Source organism: Pseudomonas sp. SP16.1 (assembly GCF_052682975.1).
Genome location: NZ_JBQYFZ010000001.1, coordinates 4105145 through 4128943, shown reverse-complemented (window position 1 = coordinate 4128943; position 23799 = coordinate 4105145). Strand labels below are relative to the sequence as shown.

General features: G+C 67.6%; 26 protein-coding genes. 18 read left to right on the top strand and 8 right to left on the bottom strand.

Annotated elements, in window-relative coordinates; translation table 11 throughout:
• The 7 genes from hisB (at window position 1) to ACUTAF_RS19470 (ending at window position 5012) form a co-directional block, all read left to right on the top strand.
• On the top strand, window positions 1–594 hold the full coding sequence (gene hisB / locus ACUTAF_RS19500; RefSeq protein WP_021443389.1) for an imidazoleglycerol-phosphate dehydratase HisB: 594 nt from the start codon (window positions 1–3) through the stop codon (window positions 592–594).
• The gene (hisH, locus tag ACUTAF_RS19495; protein ID WP_445581530.1) at window positions 595–1233 is read left to right on the top strand and encodes an imidazole glycerol phosphate synthase subunit HisH; all 639 of its coding nucleotides are present in this window, start codon (window positions 595–597) and stop codon (window positions 1231–1233) included.
• The gene (locus ACUTAF_RS19490; protein ID WP_445581529.1) at window positions 1233–1487 is read left to right on the top strand and encodes a DUF2164 domain-containing protein; all 255 of its coding nucleotides are present in this window, start codon (window positions 1233–1235) and stop codon (window positions 1485–1487) included. Before hisH ends, ACUTAF_RS19490 begins: the two co-directional genes overlap by 1 nt.
• Before the next feature lie 40 nt (window positions 1488–1527).
• Window positions 1528–2265: a 1-(5-phosphoribosyl)-5-[(5-phosphoribosylamino)methylideneamino]imidazole-4-carboxamide isomerase gene (gene hisA, locus ACUTAF_RS19485; protein WP_445581528.1), complete on the top strand. Its 738-nt coding sequence runs from the start codon at window positions 1528–1530 to the stop codon at window positions 2263–2265.
• A gap of 150 nt (window positions 2266–2415) precedes the next feature.
• Window positions 2416–3186 (top strand): imidazole glycerol phosphate synthase subunit HisF, encoded by a 771-nt coding sequence (gene hisF, locus ACUTAF_RS19480; RefSeq protein ID WP_445581527.1) that lies wholly within the window; start codon window positions 2416–2418, stop codon window positions 3184–3186.
• Window positions 3187–3388: 202 nt separating this feature from the next.
• The gene (locus ACUTAF_RS19475) at window positions 3389–4138 is read left to right on the top strand and encodes a substrate-binding periplasmic protein (RefSeq protein ID WP_445581526.1); all 750 of its coding nucleotides are present in this window, start codon (window positions 3389–3391) and stop codon (window positions 4136–4138) included.
• A 118-nt stretch (window positions 4139–4256) separates the two neighbouring features.
• Window positions 4257–5012, top strand: coding sequence for a substrate-binding periplasmic protein (locus ACUTAF_RS19470; protein WP_445581525.1), 756 nt, complete (start codon window positions 4257–4259; stop codon window positions 5010–5012).
• 106 nt (window positions 5013–5118) lie between these two features.
• Here the strand turns inward: ACUTAF_RS19470 and ACUTAF_RS19465 are convergent, their stop codons facing one another.
• The 3 genes from ACUTAF_RS19465 to gpmI form a co-directional block, all read right to left on the bottom strand.
• The gene (locus ACUTAF_RS19465) at window positions 5119–6426 is read right to left on the bottom strand and encodes a S41 family peptidase (protein WP_445581524.1); all 1308 of its coding nucleotides are present in this window, start codon (window positions 6424–6426) and stop codon (window positions 5119–5121) included.
• A 30-nt stretch (window positions 6427–6456) separates the two neighbouring features.
• Window positions 6457–7695 (bottom strand): murein hydrolase activator EnvC family protein, encoded by a 1239-nt coding sequence (locus tag ACUTAF_RS19460; protein ID WP_445581523.1) that lies wholly within the window; start codon window positions 7693–7695, stop codon window positions 6457–6459.
• A gap of 212 nt (window positions 7696–7907) precedes the next feature.
• Window positions 7908–9440 carry a 2,3-bisphosphoglycerate-independent phosphoglycerate mutase gene (gene gpmI / locus ACUTAF_RS19455; protein ID WP_445581522.1) on the bottom strand — a complete coding sequence of 511 codons (1533 nt, stop codon included), beginning with the start codon at window positions 9438–9440 and terminating at the stop codon, window positions 7908–7910.
• Between the two features lie 278 nt (window positions 9441–9718).
• Here gpmI and ACUTAF_RS19450 point away from each other — a divergent pair, with 278 nt between their 5' ends.
• Genes ACUTAF_RS19450 through secB form a run of 3 tightly spaced genes read left to right on the top strand, consistent with a single transcriptional unit; the run spans window position 9719 to window position 10908 of the window.
• Window positions 9719–10132, top strand: coding sequence for a rhodanese-like domain-containing protein (locus ACUTAF_RS19450; protein ID WP_445581521.1), 414 nt, complete (start codon window positions 9719–9721; stop codon window positions 10130–10132).
• 1 nt (window position 10133) lies between these two features.
• A complete protein-coding gene (gene grxC, locus ACUTAF_RS19445; RefSeq protein ID WP_445581520.1) occupies window positions 10134–10394 on the top strand; it encodes a glutaredoxin 3 in 261 nt (86 codons plus the stop codon).
• A 25-nt stretch (window positions 10395–10419) separates the two neighbouring features.
• The gene (gene secB, locus ACUTAF_RS19440; protein ID WP_445581519.1) at window positions 10420–10908 is read left to right on the top strand and encodes a protein-export chaperone SecB; all 489 of its coding nucleotides are present in this window, start codon (window positions 10420–10422) and stop codon (window positions 10906–10908) included.
• 246 nt (window positions 10909–11154) lie between these two features.
• Here the strand turns inward: secB and trmL are convergent, their stop codons facing one another.
• Window positions 11155–11622: a tRNA (uridine(34)/cytosine(34)/5-carboxymethylaminomethyluridine(34)-2'-O)-methyltransferase TrmL gene (gene trmL / locus ACUTAF_RS19435; protein WP_445581518.1), complete on the bottom strand. Its 468-nt coding sequence runs from the start codon at window positions 11620–11622 to the stop codon at window positions 11155–11157.
• Between trmL and ACUTAF_RS19430 the strand changes: the two genes are divergently transcribed.
• The gene (locus tag ACUTAF_RS19430; RefSeq protein ID WP_445581517.1) at window positions 11621–12064 is read left to right on the top strand and encodes a hypothetical protein; all 444 of its coding nucleotides are present in this window, start codon (window positions 11621–11623) and stop codon (window positions 12062–12064) included. The two genes, trmL and ACUTAF_RS19430, sit on opposite strands and share 2 nt — an antisense overlap.
• Before the next feature lie 222 nt (window positions 12065–12286).
• On the opposite strand, the gene ACUTAF_RS19425 is transcribed toward ACUTAF_RS19430, so the two are convergent.
• Window positions 12287–14665 carry a penicillin acylase family protein gene (locus ACUTAF_RS19425; RefSeq protein ID WP_445581516.1) on the bottom strand — a complete coding sequence of 793 codons (2379 nt, stop codon included), beginning with the start codon at window positions 14663–14665 and terminating at the stop codon, window positions 12287–12289.
• A 117-nt stretch (window positions 14666–14782) separates the two neighbouring features.
• Here ACUTAF_RS19425 and ACUTAF_RS19420 point away from each other — a divergent pair, with 117 nt between their 5' ends.
• On the top strand, window positions 14783–15796 hold the full coding sequence (locus ACUTAF_RS19420) for an AraC family transcriptional regulator (protein ID WP_445581515.1): 1014 nt from the start codon (window positions 14783–14785) through the stop codon (window positions 15794–15796).
• 177 nt (window positions 15797–15973) lie between these two features.
• Here the strand turns inward: ACUTAF_RS19420 and ACUTAF_RS19415 are convergent, their stop codons facing one another.
• Window positions 15974–16555, bottom strand: coding sequence for a DUF6436 domain-containing protein (locus ACUTAF_RS19415; protein WP_445581514.1), 582 nt, complete (start codon window positions 16553–16555; stop codon window positions 15974–15976).
• 113 nt (window positions 16556–16668) lie between these two features.
• Between ACUTAF_RS19415 and bipL the strand changes: the two genes are divergently transcribed.
• Window positions 16669–17610 carry a phospholipase BipL gene (gene bipL, locus ACUTAF_RS19410; protein ID WP_445581513.1) on the top strand — a complete coding sequence of 314 codons (942 nt, stop codon included), beginning with the start codon at window positions 16669–16671 and terminating at the stop codon, window positions 17608–17610.
• An 80-nt stretch (window positions 17611–17690) separates the two neighbouring features.
• On the opposite strand, the gene ACUTAF_RS19405 is transcribed toward bipL, so the two are convergent.
• A complete protein-coding gene (locus ACUTAF_RS19405; protein ID WP_445581512.1) occupies window positions 17691–18458 on the bottom strand; it encodes a hypothetical protein in 768 nt (255 codons plus the stop codon).
• 114 nt (window positions 18459–18572) lie between these two features.
• Here ACUTAF_RS19405 and ACUTAF_RS19400 point away from each other — a divergent pair, with 114 nt between their 5' ends.
• From ACUTAF_RS19400 to ACUTAF_RS19390, 3 genes are all read left to right on the top strand, one after another.
• A complete protein-coding gene (locus tag ACUTAF_RS19400; protein WP_445581511.1) occupies window positions 18573–19184 on the top strand; it encodes a 2OG-Fe(II) oxygenase in 612 nt (203 codons plus the stop codon).
• On the top strand, window positions 19184–19696 hold the full coding sequence (locus tag ACUTAF_RS19395) for a 2-thiouracil desulfurase family protein (protein ID WP_445581510.1): 513 nt from the start codon (window positions 19184–19186) through the stop codon (window positions 19694–19696). The genes ACUTAF_RS19400 and ACUTAF_RS19395 overlap by 1 nt, the downstream gene beginning before the upstream one ends.
• Window positions 19697–19803: 107 nt before the next feature.
• Window positions 19804–20166 carry a DUF4399 domain-containing protein gene (locus ACUTAF_RS19390; RefSeq protein WP_445582478.1) on the top strand — a complete coding sequence of 121 codons (363 nt, stop codon included), beginning with the start codon at window positions 19804–19806 and terminating at the stop codon, window positions 20164–20166.
• A gap of 63 nt (window positions 20167–20229) precedes the next feature.
• Here ACUTAF_RS19390 and serA read toward each other — a convergent pair whose 3' ends face one another.
• A complete protein-coding gene (gene serA, locus ACUTAF_RS19385; RefSeq protein WP_445581509.1) occupies window positions 20230–21459 on the bottom strand; it encodes a phosphoglycerate dehydrogenase in 1230 nt (409 codons plus the stop codon).
• Between the two features lie 181 nt (window positions 21460–21640).
• Here serA and ACUTAF_RS19380 point away from each other — a divergent pair, with 181 nt between their 5' ends.
• Both ACUTAF_RS19380 and ACUTAF_RS19375 read left to right on the top strand, forming a co-directional pair.
• Complete coding sequence (locus ACUTAF_RS19380) at window positions 21641–23035, top strand: FAD-binding oxidoreductase (RefSeq protein ID WP_445581508.1); 1395 nt, start codon at window positions 21641–21643, stop codon at window positions 23033–23035.
• A gap of 87 nt (window positions 23036–23122) precedes the next feature.
• A complete protein-coding gene (locus tag ACUTAF_RS19375) occupies window positions 23123–23788 on the top strand; it encodes a fumarylacetoacetate hydrolase family protein (protein WP_445581507.1) in 666 nt (221 codons plus the stop codon).
• Window positions 23789–23799 lie beyond the last annotated feature (11 nt).

Sequence of the window (23799 nt, the reverse complement as noted above, 5' to 3'; positions counted from 1 at the left end):
ATGGCCGAACGTACGGCATTCGTCGAGCGCAACACCCTGGAGACCCAGGTCAAGGTCTCGATCAACCTGGACGGTAGCGGCAAGGCGCGCTTCGATATCGGTGTGCCCTTCCTCGAGCACATGCTCGACCAGATCGCCCGCCATGGCCTGATCGACCTCGATATCGAGTGCAAGGGCGATCTGCATATCGACGACCACCACACCGTCGAGGACGTCGGCATCACTCTCGGCCAGGCTTTCGCCAAGGCCGTCGGCGACAAGAAGGGCATGACCCGCTACGGCCATTCCTACGTGCCGCTGGACGAGGCGCTGTCGCGCGTGGTGATCGACTTCTCCGGTCGTCCGGGGCTGCAGATGCACGTGCCGTTCACCCGCGCCGTGGTCGGCAACTTCGACGTCGACCTGTTCCAGGAATTCTTCCAGGGCTTCGTCAACCACGCCCTGGTGTCGCTGCACATCGACAACCTGCGTGGACACAACACCCACCACCAGATCGAGACCGTGTTCAAGGCCTTCGGCCGCGCGCTGCGCATGGCCGTGGAGCTGGATCCGCGCATGGCCGGGCAGATGCCCTCGACCAAGGGTTGCCTGTAAATGCAGACGGTAGCCGTAATCGACTATGGCATGGGCAATCTGCACTCGGTGGCCAAGGCGCTGGAGCACGTCGGCGCCGGCCGCGTGCTGGTGACCTCGGATGCCAAGGTGATTCGCGAGGCCGACCGTGTGGTGTTCCCCGGTGTCGGTGCGATCCGCGACTGCATGGCCGAGATCAAGCGCCTGGGCTTCGACGAGCTGGTGCGCGAAGTCAGCGCCGACCGCCCGTTCCTCGGCATCTGCGTCGGCATGCAGGCGCTGCTCGAGCGCAGCGAGGAGAACGACGGCGTCGACTGCATCGGCCTGTTCCCCGGCCAGGTGCGCTTCTTCGGCAAGGACCTGAGTGAGGACGGCGAGCGCCTGAAGGTGCCGCACATGGGCTGGAACGAGGTTAGCCAGGCGGTCAAGCATCCGCTGTGGCACGACATCCCGGACAACGCGCGCTTTTACTTCGTGCACAGCTATTACATCGAGGCAGGCAAGCCGCAGCAGGTGGTCGGTCGCGGTCACTACGGCAAGGACTTCGCCGCGGCACTGGCCGAGGGCTCGCGCTTCGCCGTGCAGTTCCACCCGGAGAAGAGCCACACCCACGGCCTGCAGCTGCTGCAGAACTTCGCTGCCTGGGACGGCCGCTGGTAATGGCGCGCGCCAAGGTGCCGAGCCTGGCGCTGGAGCCCGCCCAGGAGCAGGCCGCGCTGGTGCTGCTGCAGCGCTTCCTCGACGAGCGTTTCGAGCTCGAACTGGGCACCTTCGAGGTGCAGGAGGTGCTGGACCTGATCACCCGCGAGCTGGCACCGCACTACTACAACAAGGCGATTCTCGACGTGCAGGCGCACCTGAAGGATAGGTTCGACAGCATCGAGAGCGATCTCTGGGCGCTCGAGAAGAACTGAGCGCCTTTTTCGAATTTCAAGACTTGAGCAGGTTCAACCGATGCTGATTATCCCCGCTATCGATCTGAAGGACGGCGCCTGCGTGCGTCTGCGCCAGGGCCGCATGGAAGACTCCACGGTGTTCTCCGACGACCCGGTGAGCATGGCCGCCAAGTGGGTCGAGGGCGGCTGCCGTCGCCTGCACCTGGTCGACCTCAATGGCGCCTTCGAGGGCCAACCGGTCAACGGCGAAGTGGTCACCGCCATCGCCAGGCGCTATCCGAACCTGCCGATCCAGATCGGCGGCGGCATCCGTACCCTGGAGACCATCGAGCACTACGTGCGCGCCGGCGTCAGCTACGTGATCATCGGCACCAAGGCGGTCAAGCAGCCCGAATTCGTCAGCGAGGCGTGCAAGGCCTTCCCCGGCAAGGTCATCGTCGGTCTGGACGCCAAGGACGGCTTCGTCGCCACCGATGGCTGGGCCGAAGTCTCCAGCGTGCAGGCCACCGACCTGGCCAAGCGTTTCGAGGCCGACGGCGTGTCCGCCATCGTCTATACCGATATCGCCAAGGACGGCATGATGCAGGGCTGCAACGTCGAGGCCACCGCCGCGCTGGCCGCCGCCAGCCGCATCCCGGTGATAGCCTCCGGCGGCATCCACAACCTCGGCGACATCGAGAAGCTGCTGCTGGCGCGTTCGCCCGGCATCATTGGCGCGATCACCGGCCGCGCCATCTACGAAGGCACCCTGGACGTCGCCGAGGCCCAGGCCTTCTGCGACAGCTTCAAGAATTAAGCACGCTCTGAAGCCCTCGCTAAGCGAGCGAGCCGCTTCAGACGCAAGGCGCGTGGCGCGCAGCGACGAGACAGTACTGTAGTACGGCGAGGAGCGAGCACCACGCAACGCCGCGGATGTGCGGCGCAGCCGGTTAGAGAGGGTTTCAGCATGGCATTGGCCAAACGCATCATTCCTTGCCTCGACGTGGACAACGGCCGCGTGGTCAAGGGCGTCAAGTTCGAGAATATCCGCGACGCGGGGGACCCCGTCGAAATCGCCCGTCGCTACGACGAGCAGGGCGCCGACGAGATCACCTTCCTCGACATCACCGCCAGCGTCGACGGTCGCGACACCACCCTGCACACCGTCGAGCGCATGGCCAGCCAGGTATTTATCCCGCTCACCGTCGGTGGCGGCGTGCGCACCGTGCAGGACATCCGCAACCTGCTCAATGCCGGCGCCGACAAGGTGTCGATCAACACCGCCGCGGTGTTCAACCCCGAGTTCGTCGGCGAAGCCGCGGCGCGCTTCGGCTCGCAGTGCATCGTCGTCGCCATCGATGCCAAGCGCGTGTCCGCGCCGGGCGAGCCGGGCCGCTGGGAAATCTTCACCCACGGCGGGCGCAAGCCGACCGGCCTGGATGCCGTGGAGTGGGCGAAGAAGATGGAAGGCCTGGGTGCGGGCGAAATCCTGCTGACCAGCATGGATCAGGATGGCGTCAAGAGCGGTTACGACCTCGGCGTGACCCGCGCCATCAGCGAGGCCGTGCGCGTGCCGGTGATCGCCTCTGGCGGCGTCGGCAATCTGCAGCATCTGGCCGACGGCATCCTCGAAGGCAAGGCCGACGCGGTGCTGGCGGCGAGCATCTTCCACTTCGGCGAATACACCGTGCCCGAGGCCAAGGCCTATCTGGCCAGCCGCGGCATCGTGGTGCGCTGATCGCCACCGGGCAAGGCTGCGGGCGAGTCGACGGCATGCCGCGTCCGATTTCTATAGCCTCGCGCGATCGTCGGCAGCGACCGGCGAACAGCTTGCCCGCCCTGCGGTGGCATCACGCAACTGCGCCGCGAGGCTGGGCCAGGCGCTCCGTGCTGGGTATGCTGCCGCGGTCTGCCCCATTCCAATCAGGATGATAATTTCAATGATCAAGCGTCTACTGATCGCCTTGACCGGCACGCTATTGGTGCTGAGCAGCGCCGCGCGCGCCGAAGTGGCCCCGGGCCTGGTGTTACTGACGGAGAACTTCCCGCCCTACAACATGGCGACCAACGGCAAGAACTTCGCCCGTGAGGACAACATCGACGGCATCGCCGTGGATATCGTCCGCGAGATGTTCAAGCGCGCCGGAGTCGAGTACAGCCTGACCCTGCGCTTTCCCTGGGATCGCATCTACAAGCTGGCGCTGGAGAAGCCGGGTTACGGCGTATTCGTCGCCGCTCGCCTGCCCGAGCGCGAGCAGCTGTTCAAGTGGGTCGGGCCGATCGGGCCGGACGACTGGGTACTGCTGGCCAAGGGCGACAGCCCGCTCAGCCTGAACAGCCTGGACGAGGCGCGCCGATACCGCATCGGCGCCTACAAGGGCGACGCCATCTCCGAATACCTGAGCGACAGGGGCGTGGAGCACAGCACGGCGTTGCGCGACCAGGAGAACGCCAGGAAGCTGATGGCCGGGCAGATCGATCTGTGGGCCACCGGCGATCCGGCCGGGCGCTACCTGGCCAAGCAGGAAGGCATCTCCGGACTGAAGACCGTGCTGCGCTTCGACAGCGCCGAGCTGTACCTGGCGCTGAACAAGGCGACGCCCGACGAGACCGTCGGCAAGCTGCAGGCGGCGCTGGAGCAGATGCGCGCCGAGGGCGTCGTCGACGCTATCCTGCGCAATTACCTGTGAGACCCCTGACGACCGGCCACCAGCCGTTCGTTTGCCATGGATGGCCGGGCCGTGGTCGGCCCGAACCCTGCAAGGATGTCGCTAGCCATAACCACAACACATGCGAGCGGAACGTCTTATGCTGAAAAACCTGAAGAAAAGCCTGTTTGTCACCTTGCTCCTGACCGCGGGCTTCGCCCGTGCGGAGCTGCCGCAGGATTACAAGGTGGTGCTGCTGACCGAGAACTTCCCGCCGTTCAACATGGCGGTGGACGACAAGAACTTCGCCCGCGACGACGGCATCGACGGCATCAGCGCCGATATCGTGCGCGAGATGTTCAAGCGTGCCGGCATCGACTACACCCTGACCCTGCGCTTCCCCTGGGATCGCCTCTATCGGCTGACCCTGGACAAGCCCAGCTACGGCCTGTTCTCCACCACCTTCACCGCCGAGCGCCAGCCGCTGTTCAAGTGGGTCGGGCCGATTGCCAAGACCGGCTGGGTGCTGCTCGCCGCGCCCGGCAGCAACCTCAGCGTGAGCAGTCTCAAGGACGCCGCGCAGTACCGCATCGGCGCCTACAAGAACGACGCGGTCAGCCAGCACCTGGAAAGCCAGGGCCTGCAGCCGATCAACGCGCTGCGCGACCAGGAGAACGTGAAGAAACTGGTGCGCGGACAGATCGACCTGTGGGCCACCACCGACCCGGTCGGCCGCTACCTGGCCAAGCAGGAAGACGTCAGCGGCCTCAACACCGTGCTGCGCTTCAACGATGCCGAACTGTACCTGGCACTGAACAAGGACACCCCGGACGAAGTGATCGAGCGCCTGCAGAAGGCCCTGGACGAGCTGCGCGCCGAGGGCTACATCGACGAGATCACCGAGAACTACCTGTAGGCCTCGAGTCTTACTTGGCGCGCCTGGCGACAGCCAACAGGGGCACGGCCAAGAAAAAGCCCGGACATGCAGGCATGTCCGGGCTTTTTCGTCTCGCTGGATCGGCTCAGCCGCCGCGGGTCACGCTCAGGCCCTTGAGCAGGTTGAGCGCCTGGCTCAGCTGATAGTCCTCGTCCTGCGGTCGCTCGGCGCGGTCGCTCGGCGCGGCCTTGCTCGGGCGGTCGGCGCCGCCGTTGCCGTTGCCCAGGTGGCGCTGCAGATCGGCTTCCCTGATGCCCTCGCCGTCCTGCTCGCGGGTCAGCTTGGCGCGCGCCACCTCGATGTCCGGAACTATGCCCTGGGCCTGGATCGAGCGGCCGTTGGGGGTGAAGTACAGCGCCGTGGTCAGCTTCAGGGCGCGGTCATTGTTCAGCGGCAGCACGGTCTGCACCGAGCCCTTGCCGAAGCTGTCGGTGCCCATCAGTACCGCGCGCTTGTGATCCTGAAGGGCGCCGGCGACGATCTCCGAGGCCGAGGCGCTGCCACCGTTGATCAGCACCACCAGCGGCACGCCCTCGCTGGCGTCGACCGGGTCGGCGTTGAAGCGTAGCTCGGAGTTGGCCAGGCGGCCCTCGGTGTAGACGATCAGGCCGCTCTTGAGGAAATGGTCGGTGACCTCCACCGCCGCCTGCAGCACGCCGCCGGGGTTGTTGCGCAGATCCATGACCAGGCCGCGCAACTTCTTGTCGCCATTGTCCTTGCGCAGCTTGCTCAGCGCCTTGCCGACCTCCTCGCCGGTATTGACCTGGAACTGCGAGATGCGCAGGTAGCCATAGCCATCCTCGAGCATCTGGCTCTTGACGCTGCGCACCTTGATCACCGCGCGGGTCAGGGTCAGGTCGAAGGGTTGGCCACCGTCACGTACCAGGGTCAGTTCGATCTTGCTGCCGGCCTTGCCGCGCATCTTGTCCACCGCTTCCATCATCGACAGGCCCTTGGTCGGCTGGCCGTCGATCTTGACGATCAGGTCGCCGGGCTGGATGCCGGCCTGGGACGCCGGGGTGTCGTCGATCGGCGAGACCACCTTGACGAAGCCATCCTCCATGCCGACCTCGATGCCCAGCCCGCCGAACTCGCCGCTGGTGCTTTCCTGCAGCTCGAGGAAGGCTTCGGGCTCGAGGTAGGCCGAATGCGGGTCGAGGTTGCTGAGCATGCCCTTGATGGCGTTCTCCAGCAGCGTCTTGTCGCTGACCGGCTCGACATAGGCGGCCTTGATCCGGTCCATCACCTCGGCGAAGGTGCGCAGGTCGTCCAGCGGCAGTGGTGCCTTGCTGCTCGCCGCCACGGGTGCGGGCTCGGCGGCCTGCAGGGCGGGGGCGCCGAGCAGCAGGCCGAGGGCCAGGGCCAGGCAGGTAGGACGGAACGGGTGCGACATGTCTGACTCCTAGTTAGCGAAGAACGGCGCCTATCCCTGCGCGCGGCACCATTGCGCCGGATCGCTGGGGCGACCCTCCTGGCGAATGGCGAAATACAGTGCCGGCTTGTCCTGGCCGCCGCTGGTACCGACGGTGGCGATGGGCTCGCCGGCCTTGACCAACTCGCCCGCGCTCTTGAGCAGGCTCTGGTTGTGGCCGTAGAGGCTCAGGTAGCCGTTGCCGTGATCGAGAATGACCAACAGTCCGGCGCCGCGCAACCAGTCGGCGAAGACCACGCGGCCGCCATGCACGGCGCGGACCTGGCTGCCGGCCGGTGCGCCGATCAGCACGCCGTCCCATTTAGTACGAGCGTCGCCGCCGCGCGGGGTTCCATAGCCTGCTACCAGACGGCCATCGACCGGCCACGGCAGCTTGCCGCGCGCGCTGGCGAAAGGTCCGCCGTAGACGGCTCCGGAGCTGACCAGCGGGGCGCCGGCGGGGGCGTCTGGTCGTGCCTGCCGGGCGGCCAGTGCGCGCTGGCGCGCGGCTTCGGCCTCGCGTGCTTCACGCGCCTGACGTGCCAGGGTCTCCTCGATGGTCTTGAGCACGCGGCCTAGCTCGGCCTGTTCCTGCTGGCGCGCCTTGAGCCGCTGGTCGCGGCTGGCGAACTCGCTGTCGAGCTTGGCCAGCGCCTGCCGGCGCTCCTTGCGCGCCTCGGCGAGCTTGGCATGGCGCTCGTCGAGGCCGGCCTTCTGCGCCTGCAGATGGGCCTGGTGGCTGGCGATTTCCTGCTCGACGTTGGCCAGCTGGCGCAGCGTCTCGTTGAACGCCGCGAGCTGTTCCAGGCGCGCCTGGCTGAGGTAGTCGTAGTAGGTCAGGGTGCGCGAGAACTTTTCCGGGTTCTGCTGGTTGAGCAGCAGCTTGACGTACTCCTGGCGGCCGCTCTGGTAGGCGGCGCGGGCCTGGATGGCGATCAGTCGTTGTTGCTCAGTGCGCGCGCTCTGGAGTTTTTTTTTCTCCTGATCCAGGCGCTGGATTTCCTCCTCGCTGCCCTTGAGCTCGCGTTGCAGTTCCTTGACCTGGCTCTCCAGCGCGCCCATCTCGGTCTCGGTCTTCTTCAGCTGCCGCTGCACGCCGGATTTCTCCTGCTGCAGTTTTTCCAGCAGCTTCTTCAGCTCGGCCACGTCCTGGCGCGCGGCTTCCAGCTGGCGCTGGGTGTCGGCGCGCTGGTCGGCAAGGGCGGGGGCGATCAGGCTGCTGAGCAGGATCAGGGCGAGGATGCGGAGCATGGGCTGGGCGACACCTGAGCGGAGTAGCGAATGGCGCCTAGTATGCCTAAAAAACCGGCGGCAAGCTGCAAGCCGCAAGTAGAAGCGCAAGGCGTAGGCGGGCGCAGGGCGTACTCGCCTAAGGCAGTGCGCCGCTAGATCCTGGAGGCACCGGCCAATGGCGTACCGTTCGCTGCGTCCCGGCACGCCCTTACGCCAGGGTGGTTTGCAGCCTATTCCAGCTCGACCAGGGTCCTGCCGGTCATTTCCGCCGGTATTTCCAGGCCCATCAGGCTCAGCAGGGTCGGCGCCACGTCGGCCAGCACGCCGCCTGCGCGGATGCGCGCCGGGCGCTTGCCGACGTAGATGAACGGCACCGGCTCGCAGGTGTGCGCGGTGTGCGCCTGGCCGGTGCACTCGTCTTCCATCTGCTCGACGTTGCCGTGGTCGGCGGTGATCAGCGCCTCGCCGCCAACCTTGTCCAGCGCCTCGACGATACGACCGACGCAGGCGTCGAGGCATTCCACCGCCTTGACCGCGGCTTCGAACACGCCGGTATGGCCGACCATGTCGCCGTTGGCGTAGTTGACGACGATCACGTCATAGCGCTGGTTGTCGATGGCGTCGACGATCTTGTCGGTGACTTCCGGCGCGCTCATTTCCGGCTGCAGGTCGTAGGTGGCGACGTTCGGCGAGGGGATGAGGATGCGCTCTTCGCCTTCGAACGGCTCTTCGCGGCCACCGGAGAAGAAGAAGGTGACATGGGCGTACTTCTCGGTCTCGGCGATGCGCAGCTGGGTCTTGCCCTGGTTCGCCAGGTATTCGCCGAGCACGTTGGTCAGCGCCTCGGGGGCGAAGGCGGCCGGCGCCGGGATGCTCGCCGCGTACTGGGTGAGCATGACGAAGCCGACCTGCGGCACGCGCTTGCGTTCGAACTCCTTGAAGCCGGGCTCGACGAAGGCGCGGGTCAATTCTCTCGCCCTGTCCGCGCGGAAGTTCATAAAGACCACGGCGTCGCCGTCTTCCACGCGCACCGGCGCGCCGATGCCGGTGGCCTTGACGAACTCGTCGCTCTCGCCACGCGCATAGGCGGCCTGCAGGCCCTCCACGGCGCTGGCGGCGTGGAACTGGGCATTGCCCTCAACGATCAGCTGGTAGGCCTGCTCGACGCGGTCCCAGCGGTTGTCGCGGTCCATCGCGAAGTAGCGGCCGATCAGGCTGGCGATGCGGCCCTTGCCGAGGCGGGCGAAGGTGGCATCGAGCAGTTCGATGGAGCCCTGCGCGCTCTTCGGCGGGGTGTCGCGGCCGTCGAGAAAGGCGTGCAGGTAGATCTTCTCGGCGCCGCGGCGCGCCGCCAGCTCGGCCATGGCCACCAGGTGATCCTGGTGGCTGTGCACGCCGCCGTCGGAGAGCAGTCCGAGGATATGCACGGCCTTGCCGGCGGCCACGGCCTTGTCCAGCGCCTGGTTGATCGCCGTGTTGTCGAAGAATTCGCCGTCGCGGATCGCCTTGGTCACCCGGGTGAAATCCTGGTACACCACGCGGCCGGCGCCGAGGTTCATATGGCCGACCTCGGAGTTGCCCATCTGCCCGTCCGGCAGGCCGACGTCCATGCCGCTGCCGGAGATCAGGCCGTGCGGGTAGCTGGCGCGCAGGCGGTCGTAGACCGGCGTGTTGGCGGCGTGGATGGCGTTGTGCTCGGGGTTGTCGCTGTGACCGAAGCCGTCGAGGATGATCAGAACCAAGGGTTTGGGCGTTGCGCTCATTAAGCTGGCTCGCTCTGGGTCGATGGGCGGAACGGGCATGCCGCGAGGCAACCCGAATCATGAAAGCCGTCGCGGCCTGCCCGCCCTCATCCGGCGCTTCGCGCCACCTTCTCCCGGCGGGAGAAGGGCATAAAGGACGGCGTCGCTGCGCGACAGTCAGGTTAAACAAGGCCGCGCATTTTACGGTCAAGCGCCTGGCGCGTCACTGCCGGGCGGGGTTTGGCCGACCTGTGGGGCTGTGTATACTGGCCGGCATTTTACCGTCCTGGGTCTTATAGATGTTCGCCAACCTGATTGAGTTCGTCATCAACCACTATGTACTGAGCGGCCTGTTCGTCGTCCTGCTGATCGCGCTGATCGTCAGCGAGATGCTCAAGGGCGGACAGAGCCTGTCCAGCCGCGAGCTGACCGCGCTGGTCAACGGCGACAAGGGCGTGGTGCTCGACGTGCGCGCGCAGAAGGACTTCTCCGCCGGGCATATCGTCGATTCCCTGCACATTCCCTACGACAAGGTTGCCGCGCGTATCGCCGAACTGGAGAAGCACAAGGCCAAGACCATCGTCGTGGTCGACGCCATGGGCCAGCACGCCGGCAGCATCGCCCGCGAGCTGAAGAAGGCCGGCTACACCGCGGCCAAGCTGTCCGGCGGCATCGCCAGCTGGCGTGGCGATAACCTGCCGCTGGTGAAGTGACATGGCCGAGGTGCTCATCTACTCCAGCGACTGGTGCCCCTTCTGCGTCCGCGCCAAGCAGTTGCTGGCGAGCAAGGGTGTGGACTTCGACGAGATCCGCGTCGACGGCCAGCCCGCGCTGCGCGCCGAGATGACCCGCAAGGCCGGGCGCAGCTCGGTGCCGCAAATCTGGATCGGCAGCACCCATGTCGGTGGCTGCGACGACCTCTACGCCCTGGAGCGCGCCGGCAAGCTCGATGCGCTGCTGCAGAGCCCCGCATAAACCTCAAGACAAGAAGGCAAAGGCCATGACCGAACAAGCAAACAGCGGCGCCGCCGCCGGCGAACAGCAGAATCCGCAATTCTCCCTGCAGCGCATCTACGTCAAGGACCTGTCCTTCGAGGCGCCGAAGAGCCCGGAAATCTTCCGTCAGGAGTGGACGCCGAGCGTCGGCCTGGACCTCAACACCCGGCAGAAGACCCTGGACGGCGACTTCCACGAAGTGGTGCTGACCCTCTCGGTGACGGTGAAGAATGGCGAGGAAGTGGCCTTCATCGCCGAAGTGCAGCAGGCCGGCATCTTCCTGATCAAGGGCCTGGACGCCGCCTCGATGAGCCACACCCTCGGCGCCTTCTGCCCGAACATCCTCTTTCCCTACGCTCGCGAGGCGCTCGACAGCCTGGTCACCCGCGGCTCCTTCCCCGCGCTGATGCTCGCCCCGGTCAACTTCGACGCGCTGTACGCCCAGGAACTGCAGCGTCAGCAGCAGGCGCAGGGCGAAGTCACCGCGCACTAAGGGCGGGTTGGTCGAACGAGAAAGCGCCCTGTGGGGCGCTTTTTCTTTGCCTTGCAGCCGTTGGCAGGTCACGACACAGCACCTGAAGGAACCCGCGAACACAGTGTAGGAGCCCCGCCTCGGGGCGAAGCGTTTGCAGCCATTGCGCACGATCGGCGTTGTGCACAGCATTCGCCGCGGGGCGCGGCTCCTACGAATTTTGTAGGGTGCGCCGCGCGCACCACCGCCAGGCGTCACCGTGACACCCTACATCTCGGCCTCGGCGAAGCCGTTTTGCCGCCAGGCCTCGTAGACGGTCACCGCCACGGTGTTGGACAGATTCAGGCTGCGGCAGCCAGCGCGCATTGGCAGGCGCAGGCGTTGCTCGGGCGGCAGGGCGTTGCGCACCTCCTCCGGCAGGCCGCGGCTCTCCGGGCCGAACAGGAAGGCGTCGCCGGGCCGGTAGGCGACCTCGTGAAAGGCGTGCGAGCCCTTGGTGGTGAAGGCGAACAGGCGCGGCTGGCCGAGGCTGGCCAGGCAGCTGGCGAGGTCGGGATGGCGCTCGAGCGTGGCGTACTCGTGGTAGTCCAGGCCGGCGCGGCGCAGGCGCTTGTCGTCCAGCTCGAAGCCCAGCGGCTCGATCAGGTGCAGCTGGCAGCCGCTGTTGGCGCACAGCCTGATAATGTTGCCGGTATTGGGCGGGATTTCCGGTTGAAAGAGGATGACGTGGAACATGCAGGGCTCCGAGCACAGGGACGACGGCCATTCTACGCCGGTCGAGGACCCCAGGCCGCGTCTTCGCCGGCGCTTCATGGCCTCGCTGGCGCTGCTGGCGTTTCTCGTCGGCACGCTGCTCGGTCGTCTGTTCGAGCCGGCGCCGCTGCGCATCGAGGATGCCGGGCCCTGGGCCGGGGGGCTGCAGATCTGGTTCAACCGTGAGCCGGAGGCGCTCGCCGAGCACGTCCAGGGTGCGCTGAGCTACCGTTTCGTCGATGCCTACGGTCGCGAACGCCAGGGCCGCCTCGATCTGCATGGCACCCCGGTCAACTGGCGGATTCAGCGGGAGGGACGCGATCTGCGCCTGATGCTGGTGGCGGCCCGCCCGCTGGGCGGGCAGTGGCGCGGTGTGGAGGTCGATGGGCGCTGGCGGGTGCGACTGACCCTGCGCCGCGAATAAAAGAGGGGATTCCCCGGCCTGCCTGTACCAAGGTCCCCGAAACTGGGATTGCCTTAGCCTATGCAGACGCTGTGCCAATTTTATTACGAAGGCCGAAAGCCGCGATTTTATTGGGCTCGCCGGCATTTCGCGGCGCACCGCAGCGCCGCCGGCGCGCCTCAGTAGGGTGCGCCGCGCGCACCGAATGGTGCACGCGGTGCGCTCAGAGACCGACGGTGCCGCCTAGCGCGGCAGCAGGCGCAGCGTGCCGCGGTTGTGCGCAGCCACGTCCGCCTCGCTCAGGTGCTGCGGCTGGTACTGGCCGGCCACGTGGGCGGCGGCCTGGTCCTGGTAGTGGGTGTCGAACGGCACGCCGCTCTGCCCCACCGGGACGCCACCCAGGGCGCGGTCGGCGTCGGCCAGGTCGACCAGGCGCCGGGTCGAAGGTCCGTAGACCACCTGCCAGGGCGCCGGCCCGACCTTGTGCGACAGGTTGTTCGGCGTCTCGTGGCCGCCGGGTGCGGCGAACGGACCGACGTTGAGCAGCCTGGCCAGCAGCGGCTGCTGGCCCAGCGGGTGGCCGTGGGTCAGGGTATGGGCGCGGCCCCAGCGCCAGTCGCCGGGGTCATCGCCGAGCTGGTCGCGCAGATGCGCCAGGCTGGCGCGCCAGGCGCCGGCGACTATCTGCGCGCGGCTCTCGCGCTGTGCGCTGCCCTGGCGATCCCACCAGGGCGAGTCGGCGTCGCCGCTCAGCCGCGGCAGGGCGCTGTCCAGCACGCGGGTGTAGAGCAGGCTGGCGAAGAACACCTCGCCCAGCTCGTCGGCCATGGCTTCGCGAGCCAACTGATAGGCCAGCTGGTTGAACAGGGTGGCGGCCAGCGAGTCGAGTCGGTGGTCGCCGTCCCAGGCCGCCAGCTGCTCGACCAGCGCGCGTTCGCGCTCGTCTGCCGCGGCGGCGCGCAGCTCGTCCAGGATCGGCGCCAGCAGGCGCGGGCCGTAGCCGGTGCCGGTATCGAGCTGCAGCGCCTGGCTGTTGTGCTGGTCCCATTTCACCGCGGCGTCGCTCAGACGCTGGTTCAGGCGCTGGCCGCGATCGGCCAGGTTGTAGTAGCCAGGCACCTCGATGCCGCTGGCTGCCAGCGGCTGGTAGTTGGCCGAGAGGATATAGCCGCGCGCCGGATTCTCTTCCTGCGGGTTGGCGGCGAAGGGGTGCCAACCGGGCTTGTCCGCCTCGCCGCTGGCGCCGTCGAGAATGAAGTTCGGATCGACCCCGGCCGGGCGCAGCGGCAGCTTGGCCGCCGCCCACCAGCCGATGTCGCCAGCGGCATTGGCCCACACCACGTTGAGCCCCGGCGCCTCGATCTTCTCGACGGCGGCGCGGGCCTTGTCCAGCGTGTCGGCACGGTTCAGCCGGTAGAAGGCCTCGAGGATCGGGTTGTCGGTCTCGAGAAAGGCCCACCACAGCGCGATCGGCGTGCTGCCGGCGGCCTGGCCGAGGGCATCGTTGATGATTGGCCCGTGCGGCGAGCGACGCAGGCTCAGCTGCACCGGCTCGGCGCCCTTGACCGCGATGGTTTCGCTGCGCCGTTCGAGCTCCACCCAGCGCCCCTGGTACCAGACCTGCTCGGGGTTGTCCGGGTTGACCCGCTCGGCGATCAGGTCGACGTCGTCGTTCTGGAACATGGTCAGGCTCCAGGCGAAGTCGCGGTTGTGGCCCAGCGAGGCGACCGGATTGAGCGCCTGGTGGTAGCCGTACAGCTCGAAGCCGGGCGCCTGCAGATGCGCCTCGTACCACACCGCCGGCACGGCGAAGCGGATATGCGGGTCGCCGGCCAGCAGCGGCTTGCCGCTGGCGGTGCGGCTGCCGGCCACGGCCCAGGCGTTGCTGCCCTCGAACTGCGGCAGGCCGCTGCCCTCCAGCGCCGCATGGCTGAGGCTGGCGATGGCTGCCAGATCCTGCCAGTCGCCGGCGGCCAGCGGCGCGCCAACCACGCCCTGCGGGTGCCAGTCGAGGTCGAAGACCTGCAGGTAGTCGGCGCCTAGGCGGTCGCGCACATGGCTCAGCACCGGCTCGGTGCGGAAGGCGGCGGCGAAGCTGTAGGCCATGTAGCCGGCCACGCTGAGGGTGTCGGCGACCGTGAAGGGGCGCGGCTCGATGCCCAGCAGGTCGAACTCCAGCGGGCGCGGACCGCTGGCCTGGTATTGGTTGATGCCGTCGAGGTAGGCCAGCAGGGCGCGGCCGGCCGGACTGTCGCGGTCGAGGCGACTGGCATGCTCGTCGGCATGGGCGCGGATGCCCAGGGTGCGGAACAGGCGGTCGGTGTCCAGCAGTTTCTCGCCGAGCACCTCGGCCAGCTCGCCGCGGGCCAGGCGGCGCAGCATCTCCATCTGGAACAGGCGGTCCTGGGCATGCACGTAGCCCAGCGCGCGGTACAGGTCGGCCTCGTGCTCGGCGCGGATATGCGGCACGCCGCGCTCATCGAAGCGCACCGTGACCGGCGCCTGCAGCGCGCTCAGGCTCAGCTCGCCGTCGCGCTGCGGCTGCTTGCCGTGCAGGTACCAGGTCAGGCCGCCGGCCGCGGCGGCGAGCAGCAGGGCGAGGGCGGTGAGGGGGCGTTTCATCGCGGGCGATCCTTGTTGATGGCGTCGGGCTGCATTCTGCGCAGCCGCGGCCGCCGGTGCATTGACCAAATGCCGCGGCACTGGAAGTCTATGGTCAATTTTCACCGCGGAGACCTCATGAGCGCCGCGCCTCAGGCCGCCCTGACCCATTCCTCGACCCTGCGCCGCCTGCTCTACGAGGCGCTGGCCGAGCTGGGCCTGGACCCCACCGACACCTATCGCCGCGCCTACGCCGGCATGCCGCTGACCCAGCCGCTGCTCGAGGCGCGCGAGGAGCACGACAATGCCCCGCGCTTCTGGCAGGCCCTGGAAGGGATCAGCGGCGACGCCGACATCGGCCTGCACCTGGGCGAGGTGATGCGCCCGCGGCCGATGGACGTGGTCGGCTACCTGCTGCTGGCGGCGCGCGACCTGCGCCAGGGCCTGCAGGCCTTCGTGCGCTTCCAGCACATCCTCTCCGGCGGCTTCGCCGCGGGTCTGGAGGAAGAGGGCGACGAGGCGCGCCTGGTGATCGACCTCAACTACCGCGGTGTCGGTTCGCTGCGCCAGCAGATGGAGTGCCTGGCCGTGCTGCTGCCGAAGATGCTGGCGGCGGCCGGCGGCGAGCTGCCGCTGCGCGGCGTCGACTTCCGCCACGCCGCGCCCAGGCGCACGCAGGAGCATCGCCGCCTGCTCGGCGTGGCGCCGCGCTTCGCCCAGGCCCACGACGCGCTGATCCTGCCGCGTGCTTTGCTCGCGCGGCCGACACGTAGCGCCAGTCCGCGACTGTTCGAGGTGCTCGGCGCAGAAGCCGAGAAGCAGCTGGCCGAGCTGGTGGAGAACCAGCTGCTGGCGCGGGTGCGCTACTGGCTGGAGCTCAACCTGGGGCGCGCGCCGTGCAGCCTGGCGGGCTGCGCCTCGGCGCTGGGGCTCGGCCGCGGCGCCCTGCAGCGGGCGCTGAGCGAGCAGGGCGGCAGCTTTCGCGCACTGCACGACGAGGTGCGCCGGCTGCGCGCCCTGCGTCTGCTGGAGCAGGGCCTAGGCGTGCGCGAGGTGGCGCGGGCCTGCGGTTTCGCCGAGCTGTCGCCCTTCTACCGCGCCTTTCGCCGCTGGCAGGGCGGTACGCCGCGGGGGCTGGCGACGGGCGGTTGAGGGGGCTCTCGTAGGGTGGGTTAGCCGCTTGTCGCACTTATCGGTCGATTCGCCATGTTCGCTGCGGCGTAACCCACCATCGGCGCAATGCGGTCTATCGCCTGGTGGGTTACGCGACGCACCGCCTCCGCGGCGTCTGTCGACTCGCCTATGGCGTCGCTAACCCACCCTACAGGTTCAGCCGTCGCTCGGTTCGGCCCAGTCGCAGAAGCAGCCCAGCGCCAGGGTATTGCTGGCATCGACCCGGCGTCCCGCGGCCAGGGCCTCGAGTATCGGCTCGATGAAGCTGTTGCTCGAGTTGCAGGTCAGGCCTTCGCTGTAGGGGCCGAAATAGGCCAGCTGGCCTTGCCTGTCCCAGATCGCCACCGCCGGGCTGGCGGGCAGACCGGCGCTGCCGGGCAGAGCGTCGATTGGCTTGAGGGCGGCCAGTTCGGCTGGCAGGCGGCCCTGGCTGCCGGGTTTCTGCAGCACGTGGAATTCGACGCCTTGCGGCCCATAGCGCGCGATCAGCTCGGCCAGGTGCTGCTGGTTGCCGACGTTGCACGGGCAGGCCGGGTCCCAGAAGTGCACCAGGCGGATTGCCCCTGGCCCGGCGAGTTCGTCCGCCAGGCGCAACTCGGCGCCGGAGAACACGGCGGCGCGTTCGTCGAAGGGGCGCAGGTAGCGCGTCTCGAACCAGCGGTAGGCCAGCAGCATGCCGCCCAGCCAGGCGAGGGCGAGCAGGGCGACGAGCAAGGTCTTGGGCGAGGGGCGGGGCATGCGGGCAGGGCGTGGGATCAGGGGCGCCTAGCTTGCCACGATGCGCGCGGCAGCTGAATATCGCTGCATCGCGCGGTGCCGTGCGGATCGCCGCCCCATTTATGGAAAGCCCCATGCCAGAGCCGTTTCAGCCCGAACAACTGCGCCCCCTGCTGCGACCCTTGGCCGCAGCGCACCTGGAGCTGCCGGCCGTGCAGGCCTATCGCAGCTTCTATGGCCTGGACCTGGGCGACCGCCACGCCGGGCTGGATCATCGCCTGGGCAGTTTCAGCGCCGCCGGCTACCAGATTGCCGTGCAGCTGTGGGCGCCGGCCGAGCCGCGCGGCACCCTGCTGCTGGTGCACGGTTATTACGACCATATGGGGCTGTACCGCCATGTCGTCGATTGGGCGCTGGCGTTGAACCTCGCCGTGCTGGCCTGCGATCTGCCCGGCCACGGCCTGTCCAGCGGCGCACGCGCCAGCATCGATGACTTCGCCGAATACCAGCAGGTGCTGCTCGAGCTGTTCGAGCAGGCTGCCGAACTGGACCTGCCGCAGCCCTGGCATCTATGCGGGCAGAGCACCGGTGGGGCGATCCTGCTGGACTATCTGCTGACCGGCGATCCGCGTCCCGAACTGGGCCAGAGCATCCTGCTGGCGCCGTTGGTGCGACCGCGCGCCTGGGCCTGGTCGAAGCTCAGCTACCGCTTGCTGCGCCCCTTCGTGCGCGAGATTCCGCGGCGTTTCAGCGAGAACTCGAGCGACGCCGCGTTCATCGACTTCGTCCACAACCTCGATCCGCTGCAGCCGCGCAGCCTGCCCACCGCCTGGGTCGGCGCCCTGGCGCAGTGGGTGCCGCGCATCGAGGCGGCGCCGCGCAGCGCGCACAGTCCGCTGATCGTGCAGGGCGAGGCGGACCTGACGGTGGACTGGCGGCACAACCTCGAGGTGCTGCAGGACAAGTTCAGCCGGCCGGGCATCCTGCGCCTGCCTGAGGCGCGCCATCACCTGGCCAACGAGAACGAGGCGCTGCGCCGGCGCTACTTCGCTTTCCTCAGCGAACGCCTGGCGTAGGGTGCGCCGCGCGCACCGCGATGCACGCCGAGTCTCGATCAGGTGCGCATGGCCTGGGCGGCCCGCGACACCCTACCCAGTCAGATCCCCTGCGCCGGCTCCCCCAGCTCGGCCGTGCTCATGCCCACCGCGAGACCTGCGCGCAGCGCCTGCAGCGCCGCTTGGTAGTAGGCCTGGCCGCCTTCGGACTGGGCGAACTCGACGAACTGCTCCAGCTCGGGGTCGCTCAGCTCCCGGTAGACATGCAGCAGGGTGTTGTCCAGATCCTGCTCGATCTGCGTCATCAGGCGCTCGCGCTGGCCGTCGAGCAGGCTCTGCGCCTGGGCGCCGCCGAGCAGGCCGGGGATCATCTGGCTAAGGCTGTCGGCGGCGACGCCGGCCAGCGCCAGGCTGACCTCGGCGCCGGCCTCCTTGGCCGGCAGGGCCTGGGCGAGGTGGCGAATCAGCAGGCGCCGGGTGGCGTCGGCCTCGCTGCGCGGCAGGCCGCCCGCGTACCTGGCCAGTTGATCGCTGCGCGTCGCCAGCTGTTCGGCGGCGACTATCTTGCGTCCCAGCTCGGACTGGAAGAACGCCAGCGCCGGCCGTGGGTCGTCCAACAGCAGGCGCAGGCTGTGCTGGGCGCGCTGGTCGATGGCGGCGGCGGCGAAGCGGCGGTTGCTGTTGTCCACCAGGGCCTCGTAGATGGCCGGCGGCAAGGTGCTGCGATAGCGCTGCTGGGCCGCGTCGAGGGCCTGATTGAAATGCTCGCGCTGCTGCGGCCAGCCGGCCGTCTGATACAGGCGCAGGTAATCGTCGGCCAGCGCCGGCAGAACCAGGCCGAGCAGCAGCAAGGCACACAGAAGACGCATCGAGAACTCCTTGGCAAACGGGCCGTACCGTCGACCGGGTGGCAGCGGCCGGCTATTTTCGGGGGTGGGCCGGGGCTTGTCGAGCCATGTCGGGGCGCTGCTAGAATCGCCGCCATGAACGAACTCAGCCTGCACCACCTCATCGACGACCTGGCCGCCAAGGGCTGGGCGCAGCGGCACCTGATCCTCCCTCAGGCTCTGACCCGTGAACTGGCGGCCGAGTGCCGCAAACGTGCGCACCGCGGCGAGCTCAGCGCTGCCGGGGTTGGCCGCGGCAGTGCCCAGCAGCTGCAGGAAGGCATTCGCGGCGACCATATCCAGTGGCTGGAGCCCGGCCAGAGCGAGGCCAGCGACCGCTATCTGGAACTGATGGACGAGTTGCGTCTGGCCCTGAACCGCGCCTTGTTCCTCGGCCTGGAAGACTTCGAGTGCCACTTCGCGCTCTATGCGCCGGGCACCTTCTACCTGCGTCACCTGGATCGCTTCCGCGACGACGACCGGCGCACTGTGTCGGCGGTGTTCTACCTCAACGAGGACTGGCAGGCCGAGCAAGGAGGCGCCCTGCGCCTGTATCCGGCGGACGGCAGCGAGCACGAGGTGCTGCCGCAGGCCGGCACCCTGGCGCTGTTTCTCTCCGCCGACATGCCCCATGAGGTGCTGCCGGCCACGCGCGAACGCCTGTCGCTGACCGGCTGGTTCAGGCGCCGCGGCAACGAGGTGTGGTGATGCACAAGATTCTGGTCAGCCGCTGCCTGCTGGGCCATCGGGTGCGCTACGACGGCGGTGCCCACGGTCCGTTCGACCTGCTGCAGCGCTGGCTGGACGAGGGGCGGGTGGTGGCGCTCTGTCCTGAAGTGGCCGGCGGTCTGCCGACGCCCCGCCCCCCGGCGGAGATCCGCGGCGGGCAGGGCGGCGCCGTGCTCGAGGGCCGCCTGGCGGTGCTGACGGTCGACGGCGAGGACGTCACCGCGGCATTCCTCGCAGGCGCGCAGCAGGCGTTGGCGCTGGTGCGCGAGCACGGCATCCGCCTGGCGCTGCTCAAGGCGCGTAGCCCGTCCTGCGGCAACCTGGAGAACTACGACGGCAGCTTCGGCGGCGTGCGCGTGCCCGGCGAGGGCGTCACCGCCGCGCTGCTGCGCCGCGAGGGCGTACAGGTATTCAGCGAGGAGCAATTGGACGAGGCACAGCGGGTGCTGGCGGAGCTGGAAAGCGCAACGGGAACCTCTTCCGCGGACTAGACTCGTATGCCTGTCCGCCATGACCAAGGATGTTTCCCATGACAAGAACGCTGAGTTCCCTTTGCGCTGCCCTGTCGCTGGCGACCTGCGCCACGGCCTGGGCCGAAATGCCGCGTACACCGGCCCCGGAAGGGGCGCAGGTCTACTTCATCGAGCCGCAGGACGGCGCCACGGTCGACGGGACTTTCACCGTCCGCTTCGGCCTCAAGGGCATGGGCGTGGCGCCTGCCGGGGTCGATGTGCCGGCGACCGGGCACCACCACCTGTTGGTCGATGTCGAGCCGCTGCCGGCGATGGACATGCCGTTGCCGGCGAGCGATGCCGTGCGTCACTTCGGCAAGGGGCAGACCGAAACCGAAGTGACCCTGGCGCCGGGCAAGCACACCCTGCAATTGCTGCTCGGCGACAAGAACCACGTGCCGCTGGACCCGCCGGTGATCTCCGAGAAGATCAGCGTCACGGTGAAGTGAGCCCGCTCATGCCGGCACGCAAAAGGGCGACCCGAGGGTCGCCCTTTTCGTTTGCCGCCAAGGTCAGAACAGTACGCGGCTGCGGATGGTGCCGTTGACGTGCTGCAGCTTCTCCAGCGCCAGGTCGGAGTACTCGGCGTCGACGTCGATCACCACGTAGCCGACCTTGTCGTTGGTCTGCAGGAACTGACCGGAGATGTTGATGCCGTTGTCGGCGAACACCTTGTTGATCTCGCTCATCACGCCCGGGATGTTGGCGTGGATGTGCAACAGGCGGTGCTTGCCCGGGTGCGACGGCAGGGCCACTTCGGGGAAGTTGACCGAGGACACCGAGGTACCGTTGTCGCTGTACTTGACCAGCTTCTCGGCCACTTCCAGGCCGATGTTGGCCTGCGCCTCGGCGGTGGAACCGCCGATATGCGGGGTCAGGATCACCCGGTCCAGGCCGCGCAGCGGGCTCTCGAATTCCTCGTCGTTGGACTTCGGCTCGACCGGGAACACGTCGATGGCGGCGCCGATCAGGTGCTCGTCCTTGATCGCGTTGGCCAGGTGGTCCAGCTCGACCACGGTGCCGCGCGCGGCGTTGATCAGGATGCCGCCCTTCTTCATCGCGCGGATTTCCTTCTCGCCGATCATCCACTGGGTGGACGGCAGCTCCGGCACGTGCAGGGACACGATGTCGCACAGGCCGAGCAGCTCGTACAGGTCGCCGATCTGCGTGGCGTTGCCCAGCGGCAGCTTGGTCACGGTGTCGTAGAAGAACACCTGCATACCCAGGGCTTCGGCCAGTACCGAGAGCTGGGTGCCGATGGAGCCGTAGCCAACGATGCCCAGCTTCTTGCCACGGATCTCGAAGGAGTTGGCCGCCGACTTGATCCAGCCGCCGCGGTGGCAGGAGGCGTTCTTCTCGGGGATGCCGCGCAGCAGCAGGATGGCCTCGGCCAGCACCAGCTCGGCCACCGAACGGGTGTTCGAGTAGGGGGCGTTGAACACCGCGATGCCGCGCTCGCGGGCGGCGTCCAGGTCGACCTGGTTGGTGCCGATGCAGAAGCAGCCGACGGCGACCAGCTTCTTGGCGCAGTCGAAGACCTCGGCGGTCAGCTGGGTGCGCGAGCGGATGCCGATGAAGTGGGCATCGGCGATCTTTTCCTTCAGCTCTTCGCCCGACAGCGCGCCCTTGAGGTACTCGATATTGCTGTAGCCGGCGGCCTTCAGGGTGTCCACGGCATTCTGGTGGACGCCTTCGAGAAGAAGGAACTTGATCTTGCTCTTGTCGAGAGAGGTCTTGCTCATCGGAGTACCTGTTGTCCCAGGGATGTTGGCAGGGAAGGGCCGAGAAACTCAGCCAGCGCCCGTAGATCGCTACACGGCTCGATTCACGGGGTGCGTATGCTAGCATGTTCGCCTTTTTCAATGCTCGGTTGCGACCTGAATGGTTCTCAGGGCGACCATGAATCCTTTGAGAGTTCCGTAGATGACCACCCCCGCCCAGATCGAAGAGCTGAAGACCCTGGTTGAGCCCGGCAAGGTGCTGACCGACGCCGATTCCCTCGAGGCCTACGGCAAGGACTGGACCAAGCATTTCGCCCCGGCGCCTTCGGCCATCGTGTTCCCCAAGAGCATCGAGCAGGTGCAGGCCATCGTGCGCTGGGCCAACGCGCACAAGGTCGCCCTGGTGCCGTCCGGCGGGCGTACCGGCCTATCGGCCGCTGCGGTGGCGGCCAATGGCGAAGTCGTCGTCGCCTTCGACTACATGAACCAGATTCTCGCCTTCAACGAGTACGACCGCACCGCGGTGTGCCAGCCGGGCGTGGTGACCAAGCAGCTGCAGCTGTTCGCCGAGGACAAGGGCCTGTACTACCCGGTGGACTTCGCCTCCTCCGGCTCCAGCCAGATCGGCGGCAATATCGGCACCAATGCCGGCGGGATCAAGGTGATTCGCTACGGCATGACCCGCAACTGGGTGGCCGGCCTGAAGGTGGTCACCGGCACCGGCGAGCTGCTGGAGCTCAACCGCGACCTGATCAAGAACGCCACCGGCTACGACCTGCGCCAGCTGTTTATCGGCGCCGAAGGCACCCTGGGCTTCGTGGTCGAGGCGACCATGCGCCTGGATCGGGCGCCGAAGAACCTCACCGCGATGGTCCTCGGCACCCCCGATTTCGACTCGATCATGCCGGTGCTGCACGCCTTCCAGGGCAAGCTCGACCTGACCGCCTTCGAGTTCTTCTCCGACAAGGCCCTGGCCAAGGTGCTGGCGCGCGGCGACGTGCCGGCGCCGTTCGACAGCGAGTGCCCGTTCTATGCCCTGCTGGAATTCGAGGCGACCACCGAGGAGGTGGCCAACCAGGCGCTGGAAACCTTCGAACATTGCGTCGAGCAGGGCTGGGTGGTCGACGGGGTGATGAGCCAGAGCGAGCAGCAGCTGCAGAACCTGTGGAAGCTGCGCGAGTACATCTCCGAGACCATCAGCCACTGGACGCCGTACAAGAACGACATCTCGGTCACCGTCAGCCAGGTGCCGGCCTTCCTCAAGGACATCGACGCCATCGTCGAGGCCAACTACCCGGACTTCGAGGTGGTGTGGTTCGGCCATATCGGCGACGGCAACCTGCACCTGAACATCCTCAAGCCCGAGAGCCTGAGCAAGGACGAATTCTTCGCCAAGTGCGCGGTGGTCAACAAATGGGTGTTCGAGACCGTGCAGAAGTACAACGGCTCGATCAGCGCCGAGCACGGCGTGGGCATGACCAAGCGCGACTACCTGCACTACAGCCGTTCGCCGGCGGAAATCGCCTGCATGAAGGCGGTCAAGGCGGTGTTCGACCCCAACGGCATCATGAATCCCGGCAAGATCTTTGCCGTTTGATCTCGGAGGGTGCGCTGCGCGCACCAGCGATCAGCCACCAAACGCGTCTTGGTGCGCACGGCGCACCCTACTGATCAGGAGCCCCCGATGAGCTATCAGCACCAGTACACCGACGGCACTCCGATCCACTTCCCCATGGGCAAGGTGGTCTGCATCGGTCGCAATTACGCCGAGCACGCCGCCGAGCTGAACAACCCGGTGCCCAGCGAGCCGCTGCTGTTCATCAAGCCGGGTTCCTGCGTGGTGCCGCTGGATGACGGCTTCGCCATTCCCGACGACCGCGGCGCGGTGCACTACGAGGCGGAGATCGCCGTGCTGATCGGCAAGCCGCTGTCATCGAGGCCGGATGCCGAAGAGGTGCGCGACGCCATCAGCGGCTTCGCCCCGGCCCTGGACCTGACCCTGCGCGACCTGCAGAGCAAGCTCAAGGAGAAGGGCTACCCCTGGGAAATCGCCAAGAGCTTCGACGGCGCCTGCGTGCTGGCGCCCTTCGTGCCCGGCGATGCCGTCGAGGACCTGGCCGACATCGGCATTCGCCTGACCATCAACGGCGAGACCCGCCAGGACGGCAACAGCCGCGACATGCTCAATCCGATCCTGCCGATGATCCAGCACATGGCCGGGCACTTCGCCCTGCAGCCGGGCGATGTGATTCTCACCGGCACCCCGGTGGGCGTCGGCGCGCTGCACAAGGGCGACGAGCTGGTGCTGGAGTTGCCCGGTTACAGTCGCTTCAGCAGTCGCGTGCTATAAGGGTTCACCCT